This window comes from Rhodoferax sp. (genome assembly GCF_034519335.1).
Classification (GTDB): domain Bacteria; phylum Pseudomonadota; class Gammaproteobacteria; order Burkholderiales; family Burkholderiaceae_C; genus Allorhodoferax.
The window spans coordinates 131,159-154,438 of the sequence record NZ_JAXHOL010000028.1 but is presented as its reverse complement, the minus strand read 5'-3'; the positions used below and the strand labels follow the sequence as shown (position 1 = coordinate 154,438).

The window sequence follows — 23,280 nt, the reverse complement described above, 5'->3', positions numbered from 1 at the left end:
ACGCTTTTGATGCCTGACACATCGCTGCCCGCCGCAGGCTCACTCACGCCGATGCAGCCCACCATGTCGCCCGCAATCGCGGGGGCAAGAAAGTTGCGCTTGAGTTCGTCACTGCCATAGCGGGCCAGCGCGGGCGTGCACATGTCGGTCTGCACGCCAATCGCCATGGGCACGCCGCCACAGTGGATGTGGCCCAGCGTTTCAGCCATGGCCAGGCTGTACGAATAGTCCAGCCCCTGGCCGCCATATTCCTCGGGCTTGCACAAGCCCAGCAGGCCCAGGTTGCCCATCTTCTTGAAGACCTCGTGCGCGGGGAAGATCTCGGCCGCCTCCCACTCGTCCACATGGGGGTTGATCTCTTCGTCGATGAAACGCTTGAGGGTCTTCTGGATCTCGCGGTGCTCGTGCGTGAACTGCATGGTGCTTGTCTCCTGCTGTTGCGTTTGTGTGTTGGTGTGCCTGCAAACCTCGATCACGAAAGCTGAAACTGCCCCAGTGGCTGGGGCCGCCCGTTGAGCACCAGCTCCACCCGGTGCGCGCCTGGGTAGTGGGTGCGCGTGGTCATCTGCTGCAGCGACAGCGTCTTGCCCACGGCCACGGTGGCGCCGGGCGGAATGTCCAGCGTCTGCAGCTTGAACACCTTGGGCGCCGCGCCGCCGTGGGCCTTGACGTAGTGCACCTTCAGGTCGGCCAGCACGCGCTGGGGCTGGGGCGTGGGGTTGTGCAGTTCGACCTCGATGCGCACCTTGTCGCCGATGCGTGCGCGGGCGGGCAGCACGCGCGCGGCCCGCACATCCAGCGCCACGGCATGGCCCACGCCCAGGGCGTCGAGTGCGCCAGCGTCGCCGCGTTTGATGAGAAAGCGCAGGCCGTGACGCACCAGGGCCTCGCGCGGGGCGGGTGCGCCCTGCAGCCAGGTGCGCGCGGTGCCCACGGCCAGGTCGGGGTGGTCCTTGGCGATGTCGCCCAGGTGGTTGGCCACGGAGCGGCGCACGTAGGACGATGGGTCGTCCTTGAGCGCATCGAGCAACGGCAGGGCCAGTTGCGGGTTGTTCTGGAATGCAGGCAAACGCGGCGCCCAGGGCAGGCGGGGCCGCGTGCCTTCGCTCACCAGGCGGCGCACATGGGCGTTGCCATCCTGCGCCCAGTCCCGCAGCCGCGCGAGCGTGGCGCCTTGGTGGTGCAGCAGGTAGGGGCGAATGCAGAACTCTGCCGTAAATCGCTGGGTGAGCGCGTGCTGCGCGGCCATGGCCGTCTCGAAATGCGCGAGCCCCTGCGCGCCGATGTACATGCTGTGCGGCAGGTACAGGAATGCGCTGTAAGGGCGGTCGCCCGCATCGGGCTCACCCGCCGCATCGATGCCCATCGGCGGGTCCATCGAATCGACCAGCACGCCCAGTGCGCGCGGCACGTCTTGCGGCAGGTGTGCCTGCAGGGCCTGCGCAATGCGCTGGCCGCGCGCCATCAGCTCCAACGATTCGTAGCCGGGCTCAATCTGGCGCAAGAAGGCCTGGGTGTCGAAGGACCGCCAAGCGCGCCGCACCATGGCCGCAATGCGCGGCGGCACGGTGTCGTTCAGCAGGTATTTGAGAGGCTCGGCCATCGGGGAGATTGCGTGCTCAGCACCTACATCCGCGCCACGCCAAAGCTCAGGGGCCGCAGCGCGCGGGCCTGGGCCTCGGCGCAGGTATCCAGGCAAAACGCCAACACGGCCCGCGTGTCGCGCGGGTCGATCACGCCGTCGTCCAGCAGCAGGCCGCTGGTGTAGAACGCATCGGCCTGGGCCTCGAACATGGCGACGATCTTGTCGAACTGGGCCTGCGACTCGGCCGGGTCGGGCGTGATGCCTTTGCGCGCCAGCGCTGCCTCGGTCACGATCTGCATGGTGCGCGCGGCCTGTTCGCCGCCCATCACTGCCGTCTTGGCGCCCGGCCAGCTGAACAGGAAGCGCGGCGCATAGCCCCGCCCGCACATGCCGTAGTTGCCTGCGCCAAAGCTGGCTCCGCACTGGATGGTGATCTGCGGCACGGTGGCGTTGGTCACGGCCTGGATCATCTTGCTGCCGTGCTTGATCATGCCGCCCTGCTCGCTGTCCTTGCCCACCATGTAGCCCGTGGTGTTCTGCAGGTAGATGATGGGGTGGCCCAGCTGGCACATCCACTGGATGAAGTGCGTGGCCTTGTTGGCGCCCGCCACATCGATGGGGCCGTTGTTGCTGATGAAGCCCACGGCATGGCCCTCGATGCGCCCTTGCGCGCAGAGGGTGGCGGCACCGTAGCGGGCCTTGAACTCCAGCAGCTCGGAGTCATCGACCAGCCGTGCGATCACCTCGCGCATGTCCACAGGCTGGCGCAGGTCGGCGGACATCAGGGACAGCAGATCGTCGGCGGGCAAGGTGGGGCCGGGTGCGCTGGTTCGCGGGGGCATATTCCACCCCAGCTGCGCGACCACATCGCGCGCCAGGCCAATGGCCTCGCGGTCGTCCTGCGCCAGGTATTCGCCCAGGCCGGACACAGCGGTGTGCATCTCGGCCCCGCCCAGTTCTTCCTCCGTTGCGATCTCGCCCGTGGCGGCCTTGAGCAACGGCGGACCGGCCAGAAAGGCGCGCGAGCGGCCCTGCACCATGATGACCACGTCCGACAGGCCGGGCATGTAGGCGCCGCCCGCAGTGCCCGAGCCGTGCTGCACGGTGATGACCGGAATGCCCGCCGCCGACAGCCGTGCGAGGTTGCGGAACAAGGCGCCGCCGTGCACAAAGCCTTCGACGCGGTAGCGCATGAGGTTGGCGCCCGCGCTCTCCACCAGGTGGATGAACGGCAAGCGGTTTTGCAGCGCGATTTCCTGCACGCGCAAGATCTTTTCCAGGCCCATGGGCTGGATGGCACCGGCCTCGATGCCCGAGTCGCTGGCCACCACCATGCAGCGCACGCCGCTGACAAAACCAATGCCGGCAATCATCCCGCCACCGGGCACGGACTTCTCGGGGTCTTTCACGTCCTGCAGGTAGCCCGCCAACGTGCACAGCGGCAGCCAGGGCGCACCCGCATCCAGCAGCAGCGCCACACGCTGGCGCGGCAGTAGCTGGCCGCGTTTTTCAAACTGGGGCAGCGACCGGGCCGAAGCGGCGGCGGCACGCTCTTCCAGCGCGCGCAGGGCATCCAGGCGGACCTGCAGCGCCGCGCGGCGCTGGGTGGATTCGGCGCTGCCTGGGTTGAATCGGGAAGTGAAGACGGCGGTCATGCGGCCTCGGTCTTGGGGGGATAGGAAGGTGCAAACACCTGCGGCACCTGCGCGCGGTGAAAGCCGTCAAATGGCCGCACGGCCGGGTGTGCAGCGGCGGTGGCACCAGGCGGGCGCTGCGGCCAGCCCATGCGCACCTGGGGCCGTGCGCCGTCCACCCGCAACGTGGTGCCGCTGATAAAGCTGGCTGCCGGGCTGAGCAAAAAGGTGATGGCCGCCGACACCTCGGCCTCGTTGCCAAAGCGCCCAAGCGGCACCGTGCGCGGCATGGCGCGCAGCATGTCTGCCGCCTCGGGCGGGTAGTTGTCCATGCCGCTGGAGGCGATGTAGCCCGGCGCCACGGCGTTCACCCGCACGCCGCTGTGCGCCCATTCCAGCGCGGCGGTTTCGGTGAAGCTGACCATGCCCGCGCGCGCCGCGCCGCTGTGCCCCATGCCCGGCATGGAGCCCCACATGTCGGCCACGATGTTGACGATGGAGCCACCTTGCTGCGCCATCCACTGCCGGTAGCACTCGCGCGCCATCAGAAAGCCGCCGGTGAGGTTGGTGTGCAGCACCGCCTCCCAGCCCTTGGCGCTGATGGATTCGAGCGGCGCCATGAACTGCCCGCCTGCGTTGTTGACCAGCGCATCGATGCGGCCCTGCGCAGCAAGGATCTGCTGCACCAGCGCCACCACGCCTTCTTCAGATCGGATGTCGCACACCTGGCACGACACGCGGCCGCCGTCGGCGGTGATCTCTTCGGCCACGGCCAGCAGCTTGTCAGGCTTGCGCCCCACCAGCACCACATGCGCGCCCAGGTGCGCCAGCTCATGCGCCGTGCAACGGCCAATGCCCGAGCCGCCGCCGGTGACCACCACCACCTGGCCCTGGAACAGGCCCGGAGCAAACACAGACTGGTAGGCGTTGCGCGCGGTGGGGGCCATGGTGACTCTGCCTTGATGGGGTTGTTTTTTATGAACGGATGAACAAGGCGAGTGCCTCATCGGTGAGCGCGTCGAGCGACTTGCCCTTCTTGGGCGAGAACCATTGCACCGCCCAGTTGAGCGCCCCAAAGATGAACAGCCGCGCCACACCGGGCTCGGCCTGCAGTGCGCCCTGCTGGGCCAGCGCTTCCAGCACAGGCATCCAGGTGGCCTCGTAGCTGTCCTTGATGCGGGCAATGCCCTTGCGCTGCGCGGGCGTGAGCGAGCGCCATTCGTACAGCATCACCGGGATGAAGCTGCTGCGCGGGCCGAGCAGGATCTCGAAATGGTGGCGAATGAGTGTGTGCAGCTGTTCGCGCGGTGTGGCCTTGGCTGGCAACGCATCGAGTGCCTGCTGCTGGCTTTGCGCGGCCATGGTCATGCCCTCGCTCATCACGGCGTAGAGCAGCGCGCTTTTGCTTTCGAAGTGGTAGAAGGGCGAGCCACTGTGCATGCCTGCGGCCGCCGCAATGTCGCGCGTGCTGGTGGCGGCAAAGCCCTGGGTGCGAAAGAGCTTGGCCGCGCCGTCCATGAGCTTGCGGCGGCGGTTGCCGTCGTCGAGTTCTTCGGCGGTTTTGCGGGGGCGGCCGCGGGGGCGGCGGGTAGGGGTTGGCTCGGCAGGGGTTGCGTTGGGTGCGGAATTGGCGCTGGAGGAGGCTGCGGCCTTGCTGCGGGGGCGGGCCGGGGGTTTCTTGGGAGCGGGGACGATGGCGCGGGTGCGCGGCACGGGTGAATCCATGCGGGCACGATAGCAAAACTGTTTATTTTTAGCAAGCAAGTGCTTTGTAAAAATAAATGCCTTGTCTCATTGCTATTTCTAGAGGGTTCTGTTTGCTGCGAGATGCTTGTATGTCTTGCCTGGCCCGCTACTCTTTTGGAAGCTGATGGCATGCCTATGCGAAGGGCGGAGGCCGGGAGTCGCCCGGCGTGCGAGTAACTTTCTTTCGCGTCGCCGAAAGAAAGTCACCAAAGAAAGGGCGACCCTGCTGTCTGCGACCCCTTCGCTGCGCTGCGGGGCAACCTGGGGTGCTCGGTCACGGGGGTGCACCGCAGAACTTCGCTGCGCGCCTGCGGCGCTCCGCTCGAACAACTGCGGTGAGTCAGTTCACGAAGCGCGTGTGTCCTTCGGCACACATGCCACCCCGCGCCCTGCGCGCCCCAGGCGCATCCAGAAGGGAACCCGGGGAGCGGACATCCACACGGGCCATTGCTTCGCTGCGCTGCGCTCGGCCCCGTCACGCGGGCGCAAGCGCCACGCGCTGCGCAGGCTGGGCCGAGCGCAGCGATGGCCCGAATGGATGTCCGGCTGTTTGGTTGTTTGGTTGTTTGGTTGTTTGGATGTTCGGCTCCCCACCCCTGCTGGCTGCGCCTGCGGCGGGGCGGTTGTGGGGTGAGCATGGGCGTCGCAGCGCCCATGCTTCGTGAACTGACTCGCCGTGGCTGTCCGAGCGGCGCGCGCCAGCGCAGAGCGAGTTCCACGACGCACCCCGCAATCGCCCCGACGCAGGTTTGCCCCGGAGCAAAGCGCAGGGGTCGCAGACTGGGGGTCGCCTTTTCTTTGGTGACTTTCTTTTGGCGAAGCAAAAGAAAGTTACTCGCTCGCCGGGCGACTCCCGGCTCCCGCACTCAAAACGGGCATGCGGTAGCCGCCGCACAAAAGCCTCGACAGGCCCAACCCGAACGGATGGGACGAGAACAAACTATAAAAACAATAGCTGCCAGCGCTTTATGTACAAGCGCCAGCAGCCAAAAAGCACGTCAGAACTAGCGAATCAAACCGCGCTGAAATCTGGCTTTCTCTTTTCCATAAACGCCGAGAACGCTTCCCGCGCCGCAGGCTCGCGCAACATGCGCCCAAAGCTCTCGCCCTCTTCCGCCATCACCTCCAGCACCTTCGCCGTCTGCCCACCCTTCATCAACCGCTTGGTTTCGATGAGCGACGACAACGGCTTGGCCGCCAGCTTCTTCGCCTGCGCCTGCGCCACCCCGTTGCATTCGGTCGGCGGCACCACACGGTTCACCAGGCCCACTTCCAACGCGGCCTCGGCCATGAACGGCTCGCCCAACAGCAAGGCTTCCGCAGCTCGGTGGTACCCCAGCATCTGCGGCACCAGTAGGCTCGATGCGGCCTCGGGACACAGGCCCAGGTTGACGAACGGCATGGAGAACGCCGCGTTGTCGCCCGCGTAAACGAGGTCGCAGTGGAACAGCATCGTCGTGCCAATGCCCACAGCCGGGCCGCAGACCGAGGCGATCACGGGCTTTGGGAAGGTGGCAATGCCGCGCAGAAAGCGGAACACCGGTGAGTCCTGGGTGGCGGGCGGCTGCTGCAAGAAGTCGCCAATGTCGTTGCCCGCGCTGAAGATCGCCACATCGCCCTGGAACACCACCACGCGCACGCTGGCGTCGGCCTTGGCGGCGTCGAGCGCATCCGCCATGGCGGCATACATGTCGCGTGTGATGGAGTTCTTCTTGTCCACGCGGTTGAAGGTAATGGTGGTCACGCCCGCTTCGGTGTGGGCGAGGATGTCTTGGGTGGCTTCGGTCATGGTGGTGAAGGCTCCGGGGTCTGATGGATGAAGGCGAGAGGAATGATGTACGGCGCTGTGCAACAGGCCGACGTCCTACTCCTTGTAGTAAACGATCTGGTGGCTGGTGGCGAGCATGGTGCCCGCTTCGTTCCACAGCTGCACGGTCTGGTCGAAGAAGCCGTTGCGAAACTCCTGCCCGCGCGCCTGGCCGAGCAGATAGCCCGTGCCCGTGGCCTGCAGCTGTGCGGCGCTGGCATGAAAGTAGACCGTGATCGACACCGTGCCTGCCGGCACATGGCGCGCACGGCGCAGCCACACGCGGGGAAAGAACACATCGGCCAGGGCCGCGAGCGCCACAAAGTCCAGCGGACGGGGTGGCGCATCGCGCATCCACAGCTGGGTCAGGCTGTGGTCGCCACTGCCGTCCCACTCGCGCGGAATAGCGCCGGTGACGGGGCGCATCTCGTAGCGGTTGAGCCATTCCACGCCAAAGCCTGGGGGAATGGCGGGCTGTGCCGACGGCGCAGGCACTTCGGGCATGGGCACATCGCCCACGCTCCAGGTCTCGCGCCGCACGGCCGTGACGGCCGTGGCCGTGGTGGTGACCACCTGGGCGCCATCATCACCCGCCTGCAGGATCGACAGCGTCCAGTGCTGGGTCGAGCGGTTGGTGCGCACGGGCGTGGCCTGCACGGTAAACGCACCAGCGGTCAAAGCGCCCGCGTAGTTGACGGTGAGCGACAGCGGGTCGCCCAGCCGGTCGGGATGTTGCAGAACGGCCTGCAGCAGCGTGGCGGCGGTGATGCCACCAAACGGGCCCACCATGTTCCAGTAGCCGGGGTGGGTCTGCCCTTCGTACTGGCCCGTCGCATCGGACGAGGCCGTCAGTTGCAGCGCTTCATCCAGCGGATGGATGGATGAAGACGAAGAAGTGGAAGCGGAAGCGGAAGAGGTCATGCTGCGAGTGTGCCGCGAAACGCCCACTCAGGCCGTCGTGCCGGAGACTTCGGCGTGCGACACTCCACCGCCCAGAGCAGCCAGCGCAGCCGCTGCGCGCGGCCACAGGCTCTGGCGGAACTGGTCGCGGAAGAAGCCAAAGTGCCCGATGCGCCGCACCTGCAGGTCAGCCGGCGTGATGCTCTCCACGCGGCGCTCGGTGTTGGCGTACAGGTTCACCAGGTTGTGCGTGCCACGCAAGGTCATCAGTTCGTCGTCGGACATCGACAGCGCCAGCACCGGGAACCGCACCGCCCCATAGCTCTGCGCCACCGCTGGCCCCTCAGCGCCCACGCTGTAAGCAGGGTCCAGACACCAGCGCCGCCACTGCAGGATCACGCCCGCAGGCAGGTCGCCCACCTTCTTGAGCGTGCGCCCCGGAAAGTACCCGCACAGCCGCGTGGCCAGCGGCACCAGCACCCACCAGAAATACGGAACGATGCGCTTGAGCTGCGGCGCGTTGTCACGCCAGTAGCCGCTGCCTGCGGCCACGCTGAGCAGGCCCGCCACCTGCTCGGGCTTCTTGAGCAGGCCTGGCAACTGCGCGCCCAGGCTGTGGCCCAGCAAATACAGCGGCTGCGACGGCAGCGCGGCCTTGGCGGCAGAGATCACCGCCTCGTAGTCCTGCGCCCAATCAAACAGATCCGCCTTCACATCGCGCATCGCACCCTGCAGTGAGTCGCCATGGCCTCGGTAATCAAACGTGGTGACCCGAAACCCCTGCTGGGCCATCCACAACGCAAAGGCCTCGTAGAACGACTGCCGCACCCCCATCGCGCCGCCGATGACAACGCTGGCGCGCGGTGCGCCCTCGGGTTCGTAGACACGCAGTGCCAAAGACACCGCCCCGTTGACCTGCAAGGTTTGCTTGTTCATGTCTGTCTCCTTGTGTCGAAACCGATCTGCGTCGGCTTGAAAAGAAAACTATCGCTGAGGGCAGAACCCTGGCTTCGACAAGCTCAGCCCGAGCGGTTTGAGTGGGAGCGATTCAAGCCTTACCCCGACCGTTCCCCTGCCTTAACACCCCACCCTCCAGGGCGTAGCGAGCGGGATCAGCTGCTAGGCGGACGGAGCACAGGAACCGGAACGTACTTCCTGTACGTGAGGATTCCGAGCACCGCCCAACGACGCAGATGGCCCGCGCAGTAGCCAGTTACAACGCCTCGATGATGCCGGCGGCGCCTTGGCCTGTCCCTACACACATCGTGACCATGCCGTACTTCAGCTTGTGCCGACGCAGCGCATGCACCACCGTGGCCGCACGGATCGCGCCCGTGGCACCCAGCGGGTGGCCCAGCGCAATGGCGCCGCCCATCGGGTTCACGTTCGCAGGGTTCAGCCCCAGCGTATTGATCACCGCCAGCGACTGGGCCGCAAACGCTTCGTTCAACTCGTACCAGCCGATGTCATCGCTCTTGAGCCCTGCATACCGCAGCGCCGCAGGAATCGCCTCGATGGGGCCGATGCCCATGATCTCGGGTGGCACGCCGCGCGCGGCGTAGCTCACAAAACGCGCCAGGGGCGTCAGGCCAAACTGCTTCACCGCCTTTTCGCTGGCCACGATGAGCGCACCGGCGCCATCGCTGGTCTGCGAGCTGTTGCCCGCCGTGACGCTGCCGCGTGCGGCAAACACGGGCTTGAGCTTGGCCAGTCCTTCCAGGGACGTATCGGGGCGTGGGCCTTCGTCCAGGCTCACGGTGCGGCGCTTTTCCACCACTTCGCCGGTGGCGAGGTTGGGCGAGCGCTCCACGATTTCGAAGGGCGTGATTTCGTCGGTGAACTCACCGGCCTTTTGCGCCTTGATGGCACGCAGGTGCGATTCGAGGGCGAACGCATCCTGCATTTCGCGGCTCACCTTCCACTGCTGGGCGACCTTTTCTGCGGTCAGGCCCATGCCGTAGGCGATGCCCACGTTTTCGTCCTTCGCAAAGATCTCGGCGTTGAACGAGGGCTTGTTGCCGCCCATGGGCACCAGGCTCATGGACTCGGCGCCACCGGCGATCAGCACGTCGGCCTCGCCCACGCGGATGCGGTCGGCGGCCATCTGCAGCGCGGTGATACCCGATGCACAGAAGCGGTTCACCGTCACGCCGCCCACGGGGTGGTTGAACGCCAGCCCCACGGCGATGCGGGCCATGTTCATGCCTTGCTCGCCTTCGGGGAACGAGCAGCCAATGATGGCGTCTTCAATCGCCTTGGGGTCCAGCGTGGGCACCTGCAGCATGGCGCTCTTGATGGCGGCGACCAGCAGATCGTCGGGCCGGGTGTTCTTGAAATAGCCGCGGCCCGAGCGCCCGATGGGCGTGCGCGTGGCGGCGACGATGTAGGCGTCCTGGACTTGTTTTTGAGCCATGGTGAAACTCCTTCAATTCTTGGGGGGGCGGCTGGAAGGAACCCAGGCCCACGTAAATACACATTCGACCGGCTCCACACCGGCTTCGTCGGTCACGGTGACTTTCACCTGCACCTCGCCCTTGTCGCTGGCCAACATGGCGGCGCGCTGCTCCGCAGTGAGCGTGGCCACGGCCTTGAGGCCGCCCGTGGCGCGCTTCTTGAACGCCATGCTCAGCTCCTTGGCCAGCGGCAGGCAGTCGTCGCGCACGTTCATGCCCACGACCATGCCGGTGGCCGTTTCGGCCAGCAGGTTCATGGCCGAGGCGTGCACGCCGCCGATGTGGTTCTGCACCCGGCGCTCGTTGGCCAGGTGCACCTCGACACGCTCGGGCGTGAGCGACACGAACTTCACCCCGGCCGTGCCGGTGAAGGGCACGGCCCGGCGCAGGATGATGTTCTGCACGAAGCCGCGCATGAAGGCGGGGGCCTCGTCCAAGCGCATCAGCGAGCGCTGGAGTTTGTTAGGTGCTTGCAACGCGCTCATGCCAGATACCCATCGCACTGCACGCAGCGCACATCGCCCAATACTGGCGCGGCCCAGCCCAGTGCACCCGTGGAACTGGCTTTGCCAGGCCACCGGGTGCGTCCCCCTCCCGCAGGAGAGGGGGAAGGCGCGAAGCGACTCAGGGGGTGCATCATCAATTCCGAACCGGCTTGCCGGTGGACAACATGCCCAGGATGCGCTCGTGCGTCTTGGGCTGGGCGATCAGGTGGCAGAACACCTTGCGCTCCAGCGTGAGCAGGTATTCCTCGCTCACCATCGAACCCGCATCCACATCGCCGCCACAGACCACCTCGGCGATCATGGCGCCGATCTTGAAGTCATAGGCGCTGATGAAACCGCCATCACGCATGTTCACCAGCTGCGCCTTGATGGTGGCCAGACCGCTGCGGCCCGCCACGGGGAACAGACGCTTGTGCGGTGCACGCCAGCCGCTGGCGGCCATGGACTTGGCTTCGTTGATGGCGACGAACAGCAGCTCGTCCTTGTGGGGCACGATGACGTCGCTGTCCAGCAGGAAGCCCAGCTTGCGCGATTCAATGGCGCTGGTGCCCACCTTGGCCATGGCCGCAGCGGTGAAGCCTTCGGTCAGGAAGGGCAGGATGTCCTTGCCCGTCGAAGCGGCCATGTTCTCGGCCGCGCGGCGGGCGATGTAGGTCAGGCCACCCGCGCCGGGCACCAGGCCCACGCCCACTTCCACGAGGCCGATGTAGCTTTCCATGTGCGCCACGCGCTTGGCCGAATACACGGCCAGCTCGCAACCACCGCCCAGCGCCATGCCATGGAGGGCTGCGACGACAGGCACCTGCGCATAGCGGATGCGCATCATCAGGTTCTGCAGCTCCTGCTCGATGCTTTCCACCGCATCGGCGCCGCCGACCATGAAGGCGGGCATGGTGGCTTCCAGGTCGGCACCCACGCTGAAGGGGGCGTCGCCGGACCAGATGACCATGCCTTGGTACTCAGACTCGGCCAGTTCCAGCGCTTCCATCAGCGCTTCCATCACTTCGGGGCTGATGGCGTGCATCTTGTTCTTGATGCTGGCGATGAGCACCCGGCCGTCCAGCGTCCAGGTGCGCAGCGCCTTTGATTCGGCAATGGTCGTACCGGCGGTGCGCCAGTCGGGCAGGTTGGACTCACCCAGCAAGGCCTCGGGGAAGATCTGGCGCTCGTACACGGGCAGTTGGCGGCGGGGCACGAACTTGTTCTGCGACGCGCTCCACGAGCCTTCTGCGGTGTGCACGCCACCGGCTTCGGCCACGGGGCCCTTGAACACCCACTCGGGCAGCGGTGCCTTGCACAGCGCTTTGCCGGCGTCGATGTCTTCCTGAATCATCTTGGCGACTTCGAGCCAGCCGGCTTCTTGCCACAGCTCGAAGGGGCCTTGCTTCATGCCAAAGCCCCAGCGCATGGCCTGGTCCACGTCGCGGGCGTTGTCGGCAATGGTGGCCAGGTGCACGGCGGCGTAGTGGAAGCTGTTGCGCAGAATGGCCCACAGGAACTGGCCGGGCGCGCCTTCGGCGTTGCGCAGCAGGCGCAGGCGCTCGGCGGCGGGCTTCTTGAGCATGCGGCCGTACACCTCGTCGGCCTTCTGGCCAGCGGGCACGTACTCTTCGCTTTCCAGCTCGAAGCGCATCACGTCGCGGCCGACCTTCTTGAAGAAACCGGCCTTGGTCTTCTGGCCCAGGTTGCCCAGTTCCAGCAGCTTCTTCAGCACGGCGGGCGTGCCAAAGCTTTCGTAGAAGGGATCGGTTTCCAGACTCAGGTTGTCCTGCAGCGTCTTGATGACGTGGGCCATGGTGTCCAGGCCCACCACGTCGGCGGTGCGGAAGGTGCCGCTCGATGCACGGCCCAGCTTCTTGCCCGTGAGGTCGTCCACCACGTCGTAGGTCAGGCCGAAGTTCTCGACTTCCTTCATGGTGGCCAGCATGCCGGCGATGCCCACGCGGTTGGCCACGAAGTTGGGGGTGTCGTGCGCGCGCACCACGCCCTTGCCCAGGCCGCTGGTGACAAAGGCTTCGAGCTGGTCGAGCACTTCAGGCTGGGTGGTGGGGGTGTTGATCAGCTCCACCAGCGTCATGTAGCGCGGGGGGTTGAAGAAGTGGATGCCGCAGAAACGGGGCTTGATGCTCTCGGGCAGCACTTCAGACAGCTTGGTGATCGACAGGCCCGAGGTGTTGGACGCCAGGATGGCGTGCTTGGCCACATGGGGCGCGATCTTGGTGTACAGATCGAGCTTCCAGTCCATGCGCTCGGCAATGGCCTCGATCACGAGGTCGCATTCCTTGAGCAGGTGCATGTGCTCTTCGTAGTTGGCCTGCTGGATCAACGCCGCGTCGTCGGCCACGCCCAGGGGCGAAGGCTTGAGCTTCTTCAGGCCTTCGACGGCCTTGGTGACGATGCCGTTCTTGGGGCCTTCCTTGGCAGGCAGGTCGAACAGCACCACGGGCACCTTCACGTTGACGAGGTGGGCGGCAATCTGCGCGCCCATCACGCCTGCGCCGAGCACGGCGACTTTTTTCACTTGGAATCGGGACATAGGTTGGGTTCCTGGTTGGGGCGCTGCGCGACACCGCTGGGGTGCGCGCGGCCACGGGAATGGGGTTTACTGGACGCGGATCCAGGTTTGCGTGCGGCCAAACGGGCCGATCGAACCGCGCACTTCGAGCTTCTTGCCGCCCTCGATGGGGGTCATGCGCAGGGTGTAGTTGCGGCCGTTCTCGGGGTCGAGAATCTTGCCGCCTTCCCACACCTCTTTGCCGTCGGCCTTTTTGGCGCCACGGATGATCTCCAGCCCGAGAATGGGCTTGCCCTTGCGGTCGTCCGAGCATTCGTCGCAGACCTCATCGGGCTTGGCGTCCTTGGACAGGCGCTTTTCCAGCGCTCCATTCAGCACGCCGCCGCCAATGTCGCGGATCCGGATTTCGGCCTTGGCCTCGCCGGTCTTGTCGTCGATGTTGCGCCACAGGCCTTCGGGCGTTGTCTGCGCCCATGTGGGCGCCGCAAACGCTACAAAAACAATAGCTGCTACCGCTTTATACATAGGCGCTCCATGCCAAAAAAGCTTGAAATCCGCAGATCCACCGGTCAGGCCAGGGCCAGATCCGTGTCCATCAGCACCTTGCTGCCCGCACGGGCCGTGCGCATCAGCGTCGCCGTTTCGGGGAACAGCTTGGCAAAGTAGAAGCGCGCGGTCTGCAGCTTGGCGCCGTAGAACGGGTCGGTGTTGCCGGCAGCGATCTCGCGCAGCGCAACCTGGGCCATGCGGGCGAACAGGTAGCCAAACACCAGGTGGCCGGCCACGCGCAGGTAGTCCACCGCAGCAGCGCCCACTTCGTCGGGGTTTTGCATGCCCTTGAAGCCGATCTCGGTGGTGAACTTGGTCATCTGGTCACCCAGCATGGCCACCGGGTTGATGAACTCGGCCATCTTCTCGTTCACGCCCTCTTCTTCCACCAGCTTGCCGATCAGCTTGCCCAGCTTCTTGAGCGTGGCGCCGTTGTTGCCCAGGATCTTGCGGCCCAGCAGGTCCAGCGACTGGATGGTGTTGGTGCCTTCATAAATCATGTTGATGCGGTTGTCGCGCACGTACTGCTCCATGCCCCATTCCTTGATGAAGCCGTGGCCGCCGAAGACCTGCATGCAGGCGTTGGTGGAGATGTGGCCGTTGTCGGTGATGAAGGCCTTCACGATGGGGGTGAGCAGCGCCACCATCTCTTCGGATTCGGCACGCACCTTTTCATCGGGGTGGCTGTGCACCTTGTCCAGCAGCAGCGTGCAGAAGATCTGCAGCGCGCGGCCGCCTTCGGCGTAGGCCTTGGCGGTGAGCAGCATCTTGCGCACGTCGGGGTGCACGATGATGGGGTCGGCGTCCTTGTCCTTGGCCTTCACGCCCGAGAGGCTGCGCATCTGGATGCGGTCCTTGGCGTAAGCCAGGGCGTTTTGGTAAGCCACTTCGGTCAGGCCCAGCGACTGGTTGCCCACGCCCAGGCGGGCGGCGTTCATCATCACAAACATGGCAGCCAGGCCCTTGTTGGGCTGGCCCACCATGGTGCCGATGGCGCCGTCGATGGCGATCTGCGCGGTGGCGTTGCCGTGGATGCCCATCTTGTGCTCCAGGCCCGTGCAGAAGATGGGGTTGCGCTCGCCCAGCGAGCCGTCGGCCTTCACATTGAACTTGGGCACGACGAACAGGCTGATGCCCTTGCTGCCCTTGGGCGCATCGGGCAGGCGGGCCAGCACCAGGTGGACGATGTTGGCGGTCATGTCGTGCTCGCCGGCGCTGATGAAGATCTTGTTGCCGGTGATCTTGTAGGTGCCGTCGGCCTGAGGTTCGGCCTTGGTGCGAAGCAGGCCCAGGTCGGTACCGCAGTGGGGTTCGGTCAGGCACATGGTGCCGGTCCACTCGCCGCTGGTCAGCTTGGGCAGGTAAAGGGCCTTTTGCTCTTCGGTGCCGTGTGCGTGCAGGGCTTCGTACGCGCCGTGCGACAGGCCGGGGTACATGGTCCAGGCCTGGTTGGCCGAGTTCATCATCTCGTACAGGCACTGGTTCAGCACGAACGGCAGGCCCTGGCCGCCGTAGGCGGGGTCACACGACAGTGCCGCCCAGCCGCCTTCGACGTACTTGGCATAGGCGTCCTTGAAGCCCGTGGGGGTCTTCACTTCGTGGGTGGCCTTGTCCAGCACGCAGCCTTCGGTGTCGCCGCTGATGTTGAGCGGGAAGGTCACTTCGGCGGCGAACTTGCCGGCCTCTTCGAGCACGGCGTTGATGGTGTCCACATCCACCTCGGCGTGGGGCGGCATGGCCTTGAATTCATCGCTGACCTTGAGCACTTCGTGCATGACGAATTGCATGTCGCGCAGGGGCGGCGTGTACATAGGCATGGGGTTTACTCCTTGGAGGTGGTGGTTTGGTTGGAAACTTTGCGGCGCTTGGCAGCAGCTGCAGCGGGTGCTGCTTCTGCGCTGGCGCCTGGTTTTGCGGCGCTGTAGCGCGCCAGAATGTTGTGAAAGCCCTGCACTGCGCGGCCCATGGAGCCCGGGGTCTGCAGGAAGCGCGCTTCGTAGTGCAGCGCGAGGATCAGGCCGTGGATCTCGAACAGCATCTGCTCGGCATTGGTATCCCCGCGCAGATCTTCCAGCACCTTGCACTGCTCGATGGCGCGGCGCATGGCGGCGTGCCAGGTCAGCACCGTGCTGGCCAGTGCATCGCGCACGGGGCCAGTGCGGTCATCAAATTCGACGGCGCCGCTGATGTAGATGCAGCCCGAGTCGATTTCGATGGAGGTGCGCTTCATCCAGTTGTCGAACAGGGCCGACAAACGCGCCACGCCGCGCGGGGCGGACATGGCGGGGTAGAACACTTCCTGCTCGAAACGGGTGTGGTATTCGCGGATGACGGAGATCTGCAGCTCTTCGCGCGAGCCGAAGTGGGCGAACACGCCCGACTTGCTCATGCCCGTAACATCGGCCAGCGCCCCGATGGAGAGGCCCTCCAGCCCGATGTGCGTGGCCAGGCCCAGCGCCGCCTCGACGATGGCCGCCTTGGTTTGCTGGCCCTTTTGCAGGGCACGGCCCGTGCTGCTGCGGGCACGCGGGCTGCGGCTGGCGGGGCTGGATTCGGAAGTGGCGGGCATGCTGGCAAATAAAAACGAACGTTCGTTCTATTCTGCAGCAATTTCAGGGCATGGCCAAAACCCCTGGAAAAAATAGGGAGGGTCACCCAAACGCGCGTTGCGGCGGCACCACCGCGCGGCAAAGCCGCCCTGCCCTGCCACTCCCAGCCTCAGCCCGCTGCGGCAGGCCAGGCAAAAAGTTCTTTACAAGATCAGCGCCAGGCTGGCATCCAGGTGCTCGGACGGCAGGCGCTTGAAGCCCGACCGAGCATAACGCTGCAGTCGCCCCAGCGCAAAGGCTGTGAGCACGCTGGCCGCCACCTGCGCATCCACTGTGGGCGTGGCCGATGCCGCCGTGGCAGGGCGCAGGCACTGGCGCAGCGTGGATTCGATGCGGTCAAAAAACTGGTTCATGCGCTGCTGCAGGCGCTCATGCTCAAACACCAGGGCATCGCCCACCATCACCCGCACCATGCCAGGGTTGCGCTCGCCAAACTGCAGCAACAGCGCCACGATGCGCGCAGCCTGCCGGGCGCCCACCTCGGCCGACTGCGCCGGGTCGGGCACCCCGCCCCCGGTATCGCGGCCAGTGATCTGCGCCACCAGGGTGAACACGGTCTGCTCGATGAAGTCGATCAGCCCTTCGAACATCTGCGCCTTGCTCGCAAAGTGGCGGTACAGCGCCGCCTCGCTCACCGACAGGCGCGCAGCCAGCGCGGCGGTGGTGATGCGCTCGGCACCCGGCTGCTCCAGCATTGCCGCCAGCGCCTGCAGGATCTGCACGCGGCGCTCGCCCGGCTTGGGCCGCTTGCGTGCGGCGGGGGCATCCCCCGCGTCGTCGGTGGACGCGGGCTCGGGCTGGGGCGAGAGTTCGGACATGCGGGACAGGGGCTCCGGTAAGGTCTGGCGCCCACCACTTGCCAACAGGGCAAGCGCAGGGGCAGCGAGGCAGGAAGAATCGTCACGGCTGGTGCAGTCACTGGCGATGAAAGGCGGGCTGTCAGCGCCAGGGGTGCGCTGTCGCCCCACCTGTTTGCACAAGTCAATCGTGTATGGAAATGATTCTCGCACAGCCCTCCGGGCGCCGACCGCAGCGCCGTGCCAGGGTGGGCTACAGGGGGAACACAACCGTCACCAGCAGCCCACGCCCCTGTGGGCCAGCGCCCAGCGTGAGTGTTGCACGGTGCACACGCGCGATCTCGTCCGCAATGGCCAGCCCGAGGCCCGTGCCCTCGCCGCCCGCACCCGGCACGCGGTAGAAGCGCTGCAGCACCCGGGTGCGCTCGGCTTCGGGCACGCCGGGGCCATCATCCTCCACCTCGACATAGGCACGCGGCGGGCCGCTGCGGCCCTGGCGCAGTCCGCACCGGATGGTGACGACACCGCCTGGAGGCGTGTACTTGATGGCGTTGTCCACCAGGTTGGACAGCAGCTCGCGCAGCAGCCAGCCATGGCCGGTGACGTGCACCAGCTGCACATCCAGCCCCAGGTCCAACCCCTTGCCGGTGGCGGCGTCCAGAAAATTCTCCAGCAGGGACTCGCACAGGTCCTTCAGGTCCACCCGCTGCGGCGGCTGGGCATCAAGGCTGCGCGCATCGGCCCGGGACAGTGCCAGCAACTGGTGCGCCAGTTGCGAGGTGCGGCGCGTGGCGTTGCGCAGCTTCTCGATCTGATCAACTCCTAAAACAATAGCACCCTGCGCCCTGTCCTCGCGCGCAAACGGCATTTTTCGATCAAAGTCCGGGAACGAAACCTGGGGGGGCGCTGCCGCTTTGGCCATCATGGCCCAGGCTTCGACCTGCGCCTGCAGCCCCGCCAGCGGCGTGCGCAGCTGGTGCGCGGCATCGGCCACAAAACGGCGCTGCCCCTCGGCCTGCGCGTTGACCAGGGCGAACAGGCGGTTGAGCGAATGCACCAGCGGGCGCACCTCGTCGGGCGAGGCGGCTTCATCGATGGGGCTCAGGTCGCGCGGCGAGCGGCGCTCCACCGCCTCGGCCAGGCCCACCAGGGGCTTGAACGCCTGCCGCACCGCCCAGTGGATAGCAAAACCTGCCGCCAGCAGCAACACCAGGTTGGGCAGCAGCACCCTGAGCAGCAGTTGCTGGGCCCATTTCTGGCGCGGGTCGGACCCGTCGGCCAGCGCCACCACCAGCTCGCCCGCCCCGGTGCGGCCACGCAGCACCGCCACCCGGTAGGTCACGCCACCAAACTCCACGCTGTGGAACTCGGGCGCCTGGGTGGTGGGCACCGCTCTGTGCACCCAGTCGTCGCCCAGCAGCAGCCGCCCCGAGGTGTCGCGCACGCTGTAACCAGCAAACCCGCGTTCTGGCGCAGAAAGTCTTCGACCGGCGGCGCCAGCAGCAGCAGGGGTGAGGCGTTGTCGCGGATGGGCGGCGCCAGCACCGAATCGGCCAGCGCGGGCAACAGCCGCACCAGGCGCTGGTCGTGCCGAACGGCCGCCTCGTCGGCCGAGCGGTAGTCCAGCCACACGCCCACCAGCGCCAGCACACACAGTGGCAGCACCAGCATCAGCAGCAGCCGGGTGCGCAGGTCGGACGTCATGGCACGCAAACCGGGCCGCTTGGGGGAGGAGTTCCGAAGCAGCATGGCGGGCGGTCGAGAAAAAGAAAAAACCGGGGCAGCTGCCCCGTCAGGGAGCCTGGAGTTCCAGCCGGTAGCCAAACCCGCGGATCGACCGCAGCGCCACACCATGGGGCTCCAGCTTGCCGCGCAGGCGGGAGACATAGACCTCGACCGCATTGGGCGTGATCTCCTTGTCCCAGCCGGTCAGCGCCTGCAAGAGCTTGTCCTTGCTGGCGGGCTTGGGGGCGTTGATGAGCAGGTACTCCAGCACCGTCCACTCGCGCGGCCCCAGCTCGATCACCTGTTCGCCCGCATCGCTGCGGATGCTCGCGCGGCGACCGGCGGTGTCCAGCTCCAGCGGGCCAAAGCTCAGCACCGCCGTGGTGGCGGCCTGCGAGCGGCGCAGCAAGGCCCGCAGGCGTGCCAGCAACTCGGGCAGCTCGAAGGGCTTGACCATGTAGTCGTCTGCCCCCAGGTCAAGCCCCTGCACCCGGTCGTGCAGAGCGTCGCGCGCGGTGAGGATGAGTACCGGCATGGCGGGGCTGGCCATGTCGGGGCGGCGCAGGCGCCGGGTCAGCTCCAGCCCATCCATGGCCGGCAGGCCGATGTCGATGATGGCCGCGTCGAACGACTCGGTGCGCAGCACCTCTTCGGCGCGCTCACCGCTGCCGACCCAATCCACGGCATAGCCTGCATCGGTCAACCCCAGCTTGATGCCGCTGGCCACCATCACATCGTCTTCGACCAACAGCAAGCGCATGGCAGGCCGCAGAAGTGTCCAAAAGAAGTGTCAGAAGTCAGTGCGACCGGATCATGGTGCCGTAGGCCTGGTCGGTCAGGATTTCCAGCAGCATGGCGTGCGGCACCCGGCCGTCGATGATGTGCACGGCGTTCACGCCCGCCTTGGCGGCATCCAGCGCGCCAGCAATCTTGGGCAGCATGCCGCCGGAGATGGTGCCGTCGGCAAACAGCGCGTCAATGCGGCGGGCCGTCAGGTCGGTCAGCAGATTGCCCGCCTTGTCCAGCACGCCCGGGGTGTTGGTGAGCAACATCAGCTTTTCGGCCTGCAGCACGGTGGCCAGCTTGCTGGCCACCACGTCGGCGTTGATGTTGTAGCTCTCGTTGTTCTCGCCAAAGCCGATGGGGCTGATCACGGGGATGAACGCATCGTCCTGCAGCGCCTTGACCACGCTGGGGTCGATGGAGACGATGTCGCCCACCTGGCCCACGTCATGCTCGATGGCAGGGTTCTTGTTGTCCACCATCTTGAGCTTCTGGGCGCGGATCATGCCGCCGTCGCGGCCGGTCAGGCCCACGGCCTTGCCGCCCGCCTGGTTGATCAGGCCCACGATGTCCTGCTGCACCTCGCCTGCCAGCACCCATTCGACCACTTCCATGGTCTCGGCATCGGTCACGCGCATGCCCTGGATGAACTCGCCCTTCTTGCCCAGGCGGTTCAGCGCCGTCTCGATCTGCGGCCCGCCGCCGTGCACCACCACGGGGTTCATGCCCACCAGCTTGAGCAGCACCACGTCCTCGGCAAAGTCGGCCTGCAGCGCCGGGTCGGTCATGGCGTTGCCGCCGTACTTGATGACCATGGTCTTGCCATGGAACTTGCGGATGTAAGGCAGCGCCTGGGCCAGGATTTCAGCCTTGTCGCGCGGGGCAATCGAAAGAAGGTCGGTCATGGAGGCGTGCCATCCGGAGAAAACAAACAGGGTGAGGCGCAAATTGTGCCGCATTCGCGCGGCACTCCCGCGCCGGATTTCGCAAGGCGCGAGGCCTGCGCCGTGCCGTTCAGTGGCGCAACCAGTGGGGCACCTTGAACCGCACAATCGCCAGGTAGGCCATCACGTAGCTGATGACAAACAGGCCGCAAAACGCCATCAGCAGCGGCGTGTTGTTCCAGAACAGCACGGCAGGCACCACCGTCAGCAAGGTGAAGCCCCACAGATAGGGCGAAGTGCGGTTGTTGCGCATAAGCATGCGGCGCGACTCATCGTCGTGAAACACCCCGCGCACAATGCGGCGGTAGATGAGCTGGTGAAAATGCAGGGCATCGGCCACCCCAGGCGAGACACCCCGCACCGCCTTGCGGTAGATGGAGAAAATCGTTTCCCACACCGGGTAGATCAGCAGCAGCATGGGAAACCACGGCGAAACATCCGCATTGCGCTGCACCAGGGAAATGCTGGCCATGGCAATCACCACGCCCCACACATAGGCCCCGCCATCCCCGGCAAAGAGCATGCCGCGCGGGTAGTTCCAGACCAGAAAGCCCCCCGTGGCCGCTGCGGTGGACACCAGCAGCGCCGCCAGCGCCCGGTCGCCCACCTGCAAGGCCACATGGGCCAGCGCCAGGCAGACGATCAGCGCCACCATGCCCGCCAGGCCGTTGTAGCCGTCGATGATGTTGAACGCATGGGGCAGGCCGGCAACAGCCAGAACAACAACGGCAATCCCCAGCCAGGGGGCCGCCGCCAGCACGGCATCAAGCCAGGGCCAGCCCATGCGGGGCAGGGTCAGGTTCAACACAACCACGGCCAGGACGCCTGACGCCCCCGTCAATATCAGCCGATACCGGACTGAAAGGCGCTGGGTCATGTCTTCGGCAATGCCGCCCAGGGCTGCAGGCAGCAACACCACCAGCCATCCCCACACCCAGGCACCCAACCTCAGCGAGCCGGGATCGCCCCACTGCAAGGACTGCAGGACACCAAGACTCCAGCTGCAGCCGATGCCCAAAAGCAACGCGGCTCCTCCCAATCGGGGAACATCCCCCAGATGAAAGCGTTGGGGCATGCCGTTGCCGTACACGGAAGCGTGGCTGCGCATCCATCGCACGATATACCCTGCAGCCAACGCTGCGACGATGAATGCCACCACAGATAACCAGATCATGAGCGGCCGATCGTACCCGGACTCGGCGCAAATGCCTGCAAGAAACCGCTAGCCAAAGCTACGCACGGCAACCGATTGACTCCTGTTACGTGAAATAGTACGGATTTTGGCAATGGGAATAGTTCAGGTCCAATTGGGCGCCTGCACCCCATGATGGTCTTCAAGCGGATCATGCAGCGTCTCGTCCGCACTGCAACTGCGCCTTACCGGACCAAAGCACGGTAGATGCGCATGACCTTGGCAACATACTGCTGTGTTTCCGGATAGGGAGGTATCTGCCGTCCGTACTTGAGCACGGCACCTTCGCCCGCGTTGTAGGCAGCCAAAGCCAGCTCCTTGTCGCCATCGAACATGCGCAGCAGATCGGCCAAGTAGCGGGTGCCGATCTGCGCATTCACCTTAGGCTCCATGGCAGCATGGTCTCCGTCAGATGTCCGGCCTGCAGAAACGCCGTAACGCTCGGCGGTGGCAGGCATCACCTGCATCAGGCCCAGCGCGCCTTTGCGGGATACTGCTTTCTCGTTGAAGGCCGACTCCGCCGCAGCCACGGCAATCACTAACGCGGGATCCAGGGACTGCGACAGGGCTGCCGCCTCCAAGTGCGGTTTGGCTGCATCAAAACCAGGAAACTGCAGAGCTGATGGCTCGCGCTCTTTGCCACCCTTGTCCGTCCTGATCGATGGAATGCGGCTGAGCCAGGTCACCCCCCGCGAAGCAGGCGGCGGGGAACCATTTCCCATGTGCACCACGCCATCGCCGTCCACAAACTCCCAGACTGCGTCGGCCCAGGCGACAGATGAGAAAACAACCCACAACGAGACGAGCAGCATCGCTCCGCGCGCAAAACCTAGCATCCCTCGCGGCATGCCGCATGCGCGCCTTCTTCCATTCCGTGTACTCATCTGCATCCGATTCACTCTGCTCAGCGCCAGATGCCCTTGACAATGGACCAAACGCGCCGAAGCCCTGTAACGGGCAGCGCGGGCTGCGGCCAGGCCTCGCCACGCCGCGCACGGATCAGCCTCGCCGGCATGCCCGCCGCTACCATCCCTGCGGGTACATCCTGCCGGACCAGCGCCCCGGCTGCCACCACGGCACCACGGCCAATGGTCACACCCTCCAGAACAATGGCGCCCGCCCCTATCCAGGCACCATCTTCGATCGTGATCTTGGCCCGGGTAATGCGATTACGGGCGATGATCACATCCCCTTCGTCGATGGCATGGCCCGCAGACAGAAGCTTGGCGTGGGGCCCGATCAGCACATCTTCGCCAATCTCCAGTCCGCCCTCGCCGGATAGGTAGCCCCCTACGTTCACGATGGTGCGCGCACCAATGCGGATTCCTACACAGGGGTCCGCGACCACATCCCCCAGCACCAGGCGCGTATGCGCATACAGGCTGACCCCGTCAGCCAGGCACAGCACCCCGGCACGCTGGCCAAAGCGCATCACGGACACAGTGGGATCAATCCGGCAGTCCGCACCCAGGGCATCCACCCCTGCGTGCGACAGCGTGAAATCGGGGACTCCTAACAGCATATTGCCCTCGCCA

20 protein-coding genes and 1 pseudogene are annotated in these 23,280 nt (G+C 65.8%); all 21 read right to left on the bottom strand.

Translation table 11 applies throughout. From position 1 onward, the window contains the following. Nucleotides 1-419 (bottom strand): acyl-CoA dehydrogenase family protein (locus U5O12_RS12855; RefSeq protein WP_322579017.1); only part of this gene is annotated, 419 nt, incomplete at its 3' end. Nucleotides 420-472: 53 nt separating this feature from the next. Beyond that, a complete protein-coding gene (locus U5O12_RS12850; protein WP_322579016.1) occupies nt 473-1,603 on the bottom strand; it encodes a DNA alkylation repair protein in 1,131 nt (376 codons plus the stop codon). Nucleotides 1,604-1,626: 23 nt separating this feature from the next. Beyond that, nucleotides 1,627-3,240, bottom strand: a complete 1,614-nt coding sequence (locus U5O12_RS12845) for an acyl-CoA carboxylase subunit beta (protein ID WP_322579015.1) — start codon at nt 3,238-3,240, stop codon at nt 1,627-1,629. Beyond that, entirely contained in the window at nt 3,237-4,166 is a 930-nt protein-coding gene (locus U5O12_RS12840; RefSeq protein ID WP_322579014.1) for an SDR family oxidoreductase, read from the bottom strand. The genes U5O12_RS12845 and U5O12_RS12840 overlap by 4 nt, the downstream gene beginning before the upstream one ends. 28 nt (nt 4,167-4,194) lie before the next feature. Then, a complete protein-coding gene (locus tag U5O12_RS12835; protein ID WP_322579013.1) occupies nt 4,195-4,944 on the bottom strand; it encodes a TetR/AcrR family transcriptional regulator in 750 nt (249 codons plus the stop codon). Between the two features lie 1,033 nt (nt 4,945-5,977). Next, nucleotides 5,978-6,754 (bottom strand): enoyl-CoA hydratase, encoded by a 777-nt coding sequence (locus tag U5O12_RS12830; RefSeq protein ID WP_010462523.1) that lies wholly within the window; start codon nt 6,752-6,754, stop codon nt 5,978-5,980. A 75-nt stretch (nt 6,755-6,829) separates the two neighbouring features. After that, nucleotides 6,830-7,693 carry a thioesterase family protein gene (locus U5O12_RS12825; RefSeq protein ID WP_322579012.1) on the bottom strand — a complete coding sequence of 288 codons (864 nt, stop codon included), beginning with the start codon at nt 7,691-7,693 and terminating at the stop codon, nt 6,830-6,832. A gap of 27 nt (nt 7,694-7,720) precedes the next feature. Next, nucleotides 7,721-8,608 (bottom strand): alpha/beta fold hydrolase, encoded by an 888-nt coding sequence (locus tag U5O12_RS12820; RefSeq protein ID WP_322579011.1) that lies wholly within the window; start codon nt 8,606-8,608, stop codon nt 7,721-7,723. 277 nt (nt 8,609-8,885) lie between these two features. Beyond that, entirely contained in the window at nt 8,886-10,085 is a 1,200-nt protein-coding gene (locus tag U5O12_RS12815) for an acetyl-CoA C-acyltransferase (protein WP_322579010.1), read from the bottom strand. Between the two features lie 12 nt (nt 10,086-10,097). After that, on the bottom strand, nt 10,098-10,610 hold the full coding sequence (locus U5O12_RS12810) for a DUF4442 domain-containing protein (RefSeq protein ID WP_322579009.1): 513 nt from the start codon (nt 10,608-10,610) through the stop codon (nt 10,098-10,100). A 154-nt stretch (nt 10,611-10,764) separates the two neighbouring features. Further along, the gene (locus tag U5O12_RS12805; RefSeq protein WP_322579008.1) at nt 10,765-13,167 is read right to left on the bottom strand and encodes a 3-hydroxyacyl-CoA dehydrogenase/enoyl-CoA hydratase family protein; all 2,403 of its coding nucleotides are present in this window, start codon (nt 13,165-13,167) and stop codon (nt 10,765-10,767) included. A 66-nt stretch (nt 13,168-13,233) separates the two neighbouring features. Next, entirely contained in the window at nt 13,234-13,671 is a 438-nt protein-coding gene (locus tag U5O12_RS12800; RefSeq protein ID WP_322579007.1) for a DUF2147 domain-containing protein, read from the bottom strand. Nucleotides 13,672-13,715: 44 nt separating this feature from the next. After that, nucleotides 13,716-15,512 carry an acyl-CoA dehydrogenase C-terminal domain-containing protein gene (locus U5O12_RS12795; protein WP_322579006.1) on the bottom strand — a complete coding sequence of 599 codons (1,797 nt, stop codon included), beginning with the start codon at nt 15,510-15,512 and terminating at the stop codon, nt 13,716-13,718. A 5-nt stretch (nt 15,513-15,517) separates the two neighbouring features. Next, entirely contained in the window at nt 15,518-16,264 is a 747-nt protein-coding gene (locus U5O12_RS12790; RefSeq protein ID WP_322579005.1) for a TetR/AcrR family transcriptional regulator, read from the bottom strand. 183 nt (nt 16,265-16,447) lie between these two features. Continuing rightward, nucleotides 16,448-17,122, bottom strand: coding sequence for a nucleoid occlusion factor SlmA (gene slmA, locus U5O12_RS12785; protein WP_322579004.1), 675 nt, complete (start codon nt 17,120-17,122; stop codon nt 16,448-16,450). Nucleotides 17,123-17,354: 232 nt separating this feature from the next. Beyond that, nucleotides 17,355-18,805, bottom strand: a pseudogene (locus U5O12_RS21175) (ATP-binding protein). Between the two features lie 88 nt (nt 18,806-18,893). Next, nucleotides 18,894-19,586 carry a response regulator transcription factor gene (locus tag U5O12_RS12770; RefSeq protein ID WP_322579003.1) on the bottom strand — a complete coding sequence of 231 codons (693 nt, stop codon included), beginning with the start codon at nt 19,584-19,586 and terminating at the stop codon, nt 18,894-18,896. Between the two features lie 37 nt (nt 19,587-19,623). Further along, nucleotides 19,624-20,514, bottom strand: coding sequence for an acetylglutamate kinase (gene argB / locus U5O12_RS12765; RefSeq protein WP_322579002.1), 891 nt, complete (start codon nt 20,512-20,514; stop codon nt 19,624-19,626). A gap of 109 nt (nt 20,515-20,623) precedes the next feature. Beyond that, on the bottom strand, nt 20,624-21,727 hold the full coding sequence (locus tag U5O12_RS12760) for a glycosyltransferase (RefSeq protein ID WP_322579001.1): 1,104 nt from the start codon (nt 21,725-21,727) through the stop codon (nt 20,624-20,626). Between the two features lie 203 nt (nt 21,728-21,930). Continuing rightward, nucleotides 21,931-22,557 carry a lytic transglycosylase domain-containing protein gene (locus tag U5O12_RS12755; RefSeq protein ID WP_322579000.1) on the bottom strand — a complete coding sequence of 209 codons (627 nt, stop codon included), beginning with the start codon at nt 22,555-22,557 and terminating at the stop codon, nt 21,931-21,933. Between the two features lie 92 nt (nt 22,558-22,649). Then, the gene (locus U5O12_RS12750) at nt 22,650-23,267 is read right to left on the bottom strand and encodes an acyltransferase (RefSeq protein ID WP_322578999.1); all 618 of its coding nucleotides are present in this window, start codon (nt 23,265-23,267) and stop codon (nt 22,650-22,652) included. Between the last annotated feature and the right edge of the window lie 13 nt (nt 23,268-23,280).